Origin of the sequence: Agromyces binzhouensis (assembly GCF_004135055.1) — a bacterium.
Taxonomy (GTDB): Bacteria; Actinomycetota; Actinomycetes; order Actinomycetales; family Microbacteriaceae; genus Agromyces; species Agromyces binzhouensis.
This window is the reverse complement of record NZ_SDPL01000174.1, coordinates 1-6,116: the sequence shown is the minus strand read 5'-3', so window position 1 is coordinate 6,116 and position 6,116 is coordinate 1. Positions and strand designations below refer to the sequence as shown.

General features: G+C 71.9%; 6 protein-coding genes. 4 read left to right on the top strand and 2 right to left on the bottom strand.

Annotation, left to right across the window (positions count from 1 at the left end):
* The coding region (gene rho / locus ESO86_RS09755) for a transcription termination factor Rho (RefSeq protein ID WP_129234726.1) at positions 1 to 1,609 on the top strand (1,609 nt) is incomplete at its 5' end.
* 3 nt (positions 1,610 to 1,612) lie between these two features.
* The gene (prfA, locus tag ESO86_RS09750; protein ID WP_129234725.1) at positions 1,613 to 2,689 is read left to right on the top strand and encodes a peptide chain release factor 1; all 1,077 of its coding nucleotides are present in this window, start codon (positions 1,613 to 1,615) and stop codon (positions 2,687 to 2,689) included.
* A gap of 78 nt (positions 2,690 to 2,767) precedes the next feature.
* Here prfA and epsC read toward each other — a convergent pair whose 3' ends face one another.
* On the bottom strand, positions 2,768 to 3,361 hold the full coding sequence (gene epsC / locus ESO86_RS09745) for a serine O-acetyltransferase EpsC (RefSeq protein ID WP_129234724.1): 594 nt from the start codon (positions 3,359 to 3,361) through the stop codon (positions 2,768 to 2,770).
* A gap of 30 nt (positions 3,362 to 3,391) precedes the next feature.
* On the bottom strand, positions 3,392 to 4,327 hold the full coding sequence (cysK, locus tag ESO86_RS09740) for a cysteine synthase A (protein ID WP_129234723.1): 936 nt from the start codon (positions 4,325 to 4,327) through the stop codon (positions 3,392 to 3,394).
* A 90-nt stretch (positions 4,328 to 4,417) separates the two neighbouring features.
* On the opposite strand from cysK, the gene prmC reads away from it, so the two are divergent.
* Positions 4,418 to 5,302, top strand: coding sequence for a peptide chain release factor N(5)-glutamine methyltransferase (gene prmC, locus ESO86_RS09735; RefSeq protein ID WP_129234722.1), 885 nt, complete (start codon positions 4,418 to 4,420; stop codon positions 5,300 to 5,302).
* Positions 5,303 to 5,361: 59 nt separating this feature from the next.
* A partial coding sequence (locus ESO86_RS09730) for an L-threonylcarbamoyladenylate synthase (protein ID WP_129234721.1) occupies positions 5,362 to 6,116 on the top strand: 755 nt, incomplete at its 3' end.

The following is a 6,116-nucleotide window of genomic DNA, read 5'->3' as shown; positions in this document are numbered from 1 at the left end:
CGCGACTGGCGCAGGCCGGAAGGGCGACGCCGGCGATGCCGGCGAAGGCGAAGGCGAGGGCGACGGCAAGGCCGAGCAGCCCACGGAGCAGCGTCAGGGCCGCAGCCGCAACCGCGGTCGTCGCGGCGGCGCCGACCGTGCCGACGGTCAGAAGGCCGACCAGCAGCAGGGCGCACGCCGTGCCGACGAGCAGGCAGACGGCGACAAGGCCCGCCAGGCCGAGTCCGAGAAGGGCCGCCAGGGCGGCGACTCCGACAAGGGCAAGCAGGACCAGCAGGGCGGTCGTGGTGCTCAGGGCCGCGGCGACCAGCAGGGCCGCGGCGGCGACCAGCAGCAGGCCGACGGCGAGGGCGGCGGCCGCCGGAACCGCTACCGCGACCGCAAGCGCCGCGGGCAGGGCCAGGGCGACGAGGTCGAGCCCGAGATCCTCGACGACGACGTGCTCATCCCGATCGCCGGCATCCTCGACGTGCTCGACAACTACGCGTTCGTGCGCACGACCGGGTACCTGCCCGGACCGAGCGACGTGTACGTCTCGCTCGGCCAGGTGAAGAAGTACCACCTGCGCAAGGGCGACGCGGTCGTCGGATCGATCAAGCAGCCGCGCGAGGGCGAGGGCAGCAGCCGCCAGAAGTACAACGCCCTGGTCAAGATCGACTCGGTCAACGGCCAGACGGCCGACGAGGCCGCGGCGCGCGTGGACTTCCAGAAGCTCACTCCGCTCTACCCGCAGGACCGCCTCCGCCTCGAGACCGAGCCGACGAAGCTGACGCAGCGCATCATCGACCTCGTGGCACCGATCGGCAAGGGCCAGCGCGGCCTCATCGTCGCGCCGCCGAAGGCGGGCAAGACGATCGTGCTCCAGCAGATCGCGAACGCCATCGCCACCAACAACCCCGAGGTCCACCTCATGGTCGTGCTCGTCGACGAGCGCCCCGAAGAGGTCACCGACATGCAGCGCACGGTCAAGGGCGAGGTCATCGCCTCGACGTTCGACCGCCCCGCCGAGGACCACACCACGGTCGCGGAGCTCGCGATCGAGCGTGCGAAGCGCCTCGTCGAGCTCGGTCACGACGTCGTCGTGCTGCTCGACTCGATCACCCGCCTCGGCCGCGCCTACAACCTGGCCGCGCCCGCATCGGGACGCGTGCTCTCGGGCGGCGTGGACGCGTCGGCGCTGTACCCGCCGAAGCGGTTCTTCGGCGCGGCGCGGAACATCGAGAACGGCGGTTCGCTGACCATCCTCGCGACCGCGCTCGTCGAGACCGGCTCCAAGATGGACGAGGTGATCTTCGAGGAGTTCAAGGGCACCGGCAACTCCGAGCTGCGCTTGTCGCGTCACCTCGCGGACAAGCGCATCTTCCCCGCGGTCGACGTCAACGCGTCGTCGACGCGTCGCGAGGAGATGCTGCTCTCGCCCGACGAGGTGAAGATCACCTGGAAGCTCCGTCGCGCGCTCGCAGGCCTCGAGCCGCAGCAGGCCCTCGAGGCCGTGCTCGGTCGCCTTCGCGAGACGCAGTCGAACACCGAGTTCCTCCTGCTCATGCAGAAGTCGGCACCGGTCGGCGGCAACGGGAACGGGCACGGCCACGAGTCCGACCACCGCTGATCGATGTTCGAGTCCGTCCAGGCACTGATCACCGAGCACGCCTCGCTGCAGGTCGAGCTGTCCGATCCGGCGCTGCACGCCGACGCCGCGCGTGCGAAGCGGGTGAACCGGCGCTACGCCGAGCTCAGCCGCATCGTCGCAGCGCACGACGCGTGGCGGCAGGCGCAGGACGACCTCGAGGCGGCGCGTGAGCTCGCCAAGGAGGACCAGGCGTTCGCGGAGGAGGTCCCCGGCCTCGAGGAGCACCTCGCGGAGTCGCAGGAGAAGCTGCGCCGGCTCCTGATCCCGCGCGACCCCGACGACGGGCGCGACGTGATCATGGAGATCAAGGGCGGCGAGGGCGGCGCCGAGAGCGCCCTCTTCGCGGCCGACCTGCTGCGGATGTACATCCAGTACGCGCAGTCGAAGGGCTGGAAGACCGAGCTCCTCGAGCGCGACGAGTCCGACCTCGGCGGCTACAAGAACGTGCAGGTCGCGATCAAGTCGAACGCCTCCGATCCGTCGCAGGGCGTCTGGGCGCACCTGAAGTACGAGGGCGGCGTGCATCGCGTGCAGCGCGTTCCGGTCACCGAGACGCAGGGGCGCATCCACACGTCGACGACCGGCGTGCTCGTGTTCCCCGAGGTCGACGAGCCGGAAGAGGTCGAGATCAACCAGAACGACCTCAAGATCGACGTCTACCGCTCATCGGGCCCGGGCGGCCAGTCGGTCAACACGACCGATTCCGCCGTGCGCATCACGCACGTCCCGACCGGCATCGTCGTCGCCATGCAGAACGAGAAGTCGCAGCTGCAGAACCGCGAGGCCGCGATGCGCGTGCTCCGCGCCCGCCTGCTCGCGCGCCAGCAGGAGGAGATCGCGGCCGCGGCGTCCGACGCGCGGAAGTCGCAGATCCGGTCCATGGACCGCTCCGAGCGGATCCGCACGTACAACTTCCCCGAGAACCGCATCGCCGACCACCGCACCGGGTACAAGGCGTACAACCTCGACCAGGTCATGAACGGCGCGCTCGAGCCCATCATCGAGTCGGCGATCCAGGCCGACGAGGAGGCGCGGCTCGCCGATCTCGGCGACCAGTGAGCGATCCCGCGATCCGTCCGTTCGCCGAGCGCGATTGACGGATCGCGTCGTGCGCACGGAGGGCGTCGACTCGCGCGCCTAGATGTGGAAGTCGACGTGCCAGTCGTGCATGCCGCGCGCGGCATCCGCCGTCGCCGGCGAGAGCGGCTTCGCGACCGCGGGGATCCCGACGAGCAGCGAATGCGGGGGAGCACCCCTCGTGACGACGGCATTGGCGCCGATCGCGCTGCCGGAGCCGATCTCGATGTCGCCGAGCACCTTCGCTCCGGCACCCACCGTGACGCCGTCGCCGAGCGTCGGGTGGCGCTTCGCGCCGCGGGGGGCTCCGCGCGGGGCCTTCCCGCCGAGGGTCACGCCGTGGTACAGCATGACGTCGTCGCCGACGATCGCCGTCTCGCCGATGACGACGCCCATGCCGTGGTCGATGAAGAACCGCCGACCGATCGTGGCACCCGGGTGGATCTCGACGCCCGTGAGGAAGCGCACGAACTGCGAGACGACGCGTGCCGGCAGACGGAGCACCGGGACCTGCCACATGCGATGAGCGAGGCGGTGCGCCCAGATCGCATGCAGGCCCGAGTAGGCGAGCACGATCTCGATGCGGCTGCGTGCGGCGGGGTCATGGGACCGGGCCGTTGCGACGTCTTCCCTGAGGCGGCCGAGGATTCCCACCCGTCCAGTCAACCAGATCGCCCGCAGCGCCTAGTCCAGCAGGTCCTCGTAGAGGACGGTCGAGAGGTAGCGCTCGCCGTAGCTCGCCACGATCACGACGATCGTCTTGCCGGCGTTCTCGGGCCGCTGGGCGAGCTGGGTCGCCGCGTACACGGTCGCGCCGGAGGAGATGCCGCCGAGGATGCCCTCCTCGATGCCGAGGCGGCGCGCGGTCGCGACGGCCTGGTCGATGTTCACGTCGATGATCTCGTCGTAGACGTCGCGGTCGAGGATCGCGGGCACGAAGTTCGCCCCGATGCCCTGGATCTTGTGCGGGCCGGGCTGGCCGCCGTTCAGGACCGGCGACTCGAGCGGCTCGACGCCGACGATCCGCACCTCGGGCTTGCGCTGCTTCAGGATCTGCCCCACGCCGGAGAGCGTGCCTCCGGTGCCGATGCCCGACACGAAGATGTCCACGCCGCCGTCGGTGTCGTCCCAGACCTCCTCGGCGGTGGTCCGGCGGTGGATGTCGACGTTCGCCTGGTTCTCGAACTGGCGGGCCAGCACCGCACCGGGGGTCTCCGCCGCGATCTGCTCGGCACGGGCGACCGCGCCCTTCATGCCCTCGGACCCCGGCGTGAGCACCAGCTCTGCGCCGTACGCGCGCAGCAGCACGCGCCGCTCCTTCGACATGGTCTCGGGCATGGCGATCACGACGCGGTAGCCGCGCGCCGCGCCGATCATCGCGAGCGCGATGCCGGTGTTGCCGCTCGTGCCCTCGACGATCGTGCCACCGGGCCGGAGCTCGCCGGAGGCCTCCGCGGCGTCGACGATTCCGATGCCGAGGCGGTCCTTCACGCTCGCCGACGGGTTGTAGAACTCGAGCTTGGCGAGCACGGTCGCGCCGGCGCCATCCGTCACGCGGTTCAGCTTGACGAGCGGGGTGCGCCCGAAGACGTCGGTGATGTTCTCGTAGACCTGGGCCATGATCTCGTTCCCTCTCGTGACGGCGGCGTCGTGCCGCGCACCAGCATACGGACGGCGGGAACGCGCCGGGAGTGGGTTACATTCCATTGCGTGAATGCGACGCCCGACGAGCCAGCGACCAGACCGCTCCGCGAGGTGCGCGACGCGACGGTCCGCACGCTCCAGGCTGCGGGCATCGCGGATGCCGAGGTCGACGCCGACCTGCTCATCGGGCACGTGCTCGGGCTCTCGCGCGGAGGGGTGCACGCGCGCCTGGTGATCGGCGACGTGCTCTCGACGACGGATGCCGCGGCCCTCGACGTGCTCGTCGCGCGCCGCGTGCGCCGCGAGCCGCTGCAGCACCTGACCGGCCGCGCGGCGTTCCGCTCCCTGGAGCTCGCCGTCGGCCCCGGCGTCTTCGTCCCCCGACCGGAGACCGAGCTGCTCGCGCAACTCGCGATCGACGCGCTGCGCGCCGCCGCCGAACCCGAGCCGATCGGCGTCGACCTCGGCTCCGGAAGCGGCGCGATCGCGCTGTCGATGGCCACCGAGGTGCCGCACGCGCGCGTCCACGCGGTCGAGAACTCCCCGGAGGCGTTCCCGTGGACGCGGCGGAACGTCGACGAGGTCGCCGCGCCCAACCTCGAGCTCGTGTTCGGCGACCTCGCCGAGGCGCTGCCCGGGCTCGAGGGCCGCGTCGCGGTCGTCGCGTCGAACCCGCCCTACATCCCCGACGACGCGATCCCGCGCGATCCCGAGGTGCGGCTGCACGACCCGGAGCACGCGCTCTACGGGGGCCCGGACGGCCTCGACGTCGTGCGCGTGCTCTCGCGGCGAGCGCTCGTGCTGCTGCACCCGGGCGGCGCGCTCATGATCGAGCACGGCGAGACCCAGTCCGCCGAGATCGCCGAGATCCTGAAGGCCGACGGATGGCACGCCGTCGCGCACCACCGGGACCTGACCGGCCGCGACCGGGTGACGACCGCGCGCCGCTGACGCCGAGGCATCCGCCCGCCCAGCCTCCGACCCTCGGTCCCGTCTAGAATCGAGCGGTCATGACACTCATCCACGACTGCTCGGTCGAGTCCGAGCTCCTCGCCGGCATGCGCCTGGCCCGTCGCGCCATCGGCAGCGGCGAGCTCGTCGTCATCCCCACCGACACCGTCTACGGCGTCGCCGCCGATGCGTTCAGCGCGGCGGCCGTCCAGCGCCTGCTCGATGCGAAGGGGCGCGAGCGCACCTCGCCGCCGCCGGTGCTCGTGCCGGGCATCCCCACGCTCGACGCCCTCGCGGCCGACGTGCCCGACGCCGTCCGCGCCCTGGTGGCCGAGTTCTGGCCCGGCGGGCTCACCGTCATCCTCCGCGCGCAGCCCTCGCTGCACTGGGACCTCGGCGAGACCCGCGGCACCGTGGCCCTGCGGATGCCCGACCACCGCATCGCGCTCGAGCTGCTCTCCGAGACCGGCCCGCTCGCGGTGTCGTCGGCGAACCTGTCGGGCATGCCGTCCGCCACGACCGCGGGCGAGGCCGCCGACATGCTCGGCGATCGCGTGTCCGTCTACCTCGACGGCGGAGCCGCGGGCGTCGCCTACGAGCCGATCGGCGAGCGCCCCGGCGACACCTCCTCGACGATCGTCGACGCGACGGGCCTCGGCGCAGACGGCACGGGCGTGCTCCGCATCGTGCGGGCCGGCGTGATCTCGCGCGAGCGGATCGCGGCGGTCGTGGGCGAGGATGCGCTCGCTCCCGAGGGCGCCCCGACTCCGGCGGCCTCCGACGACGCGTCCGCGGACGACGTGGCGGATGCGAC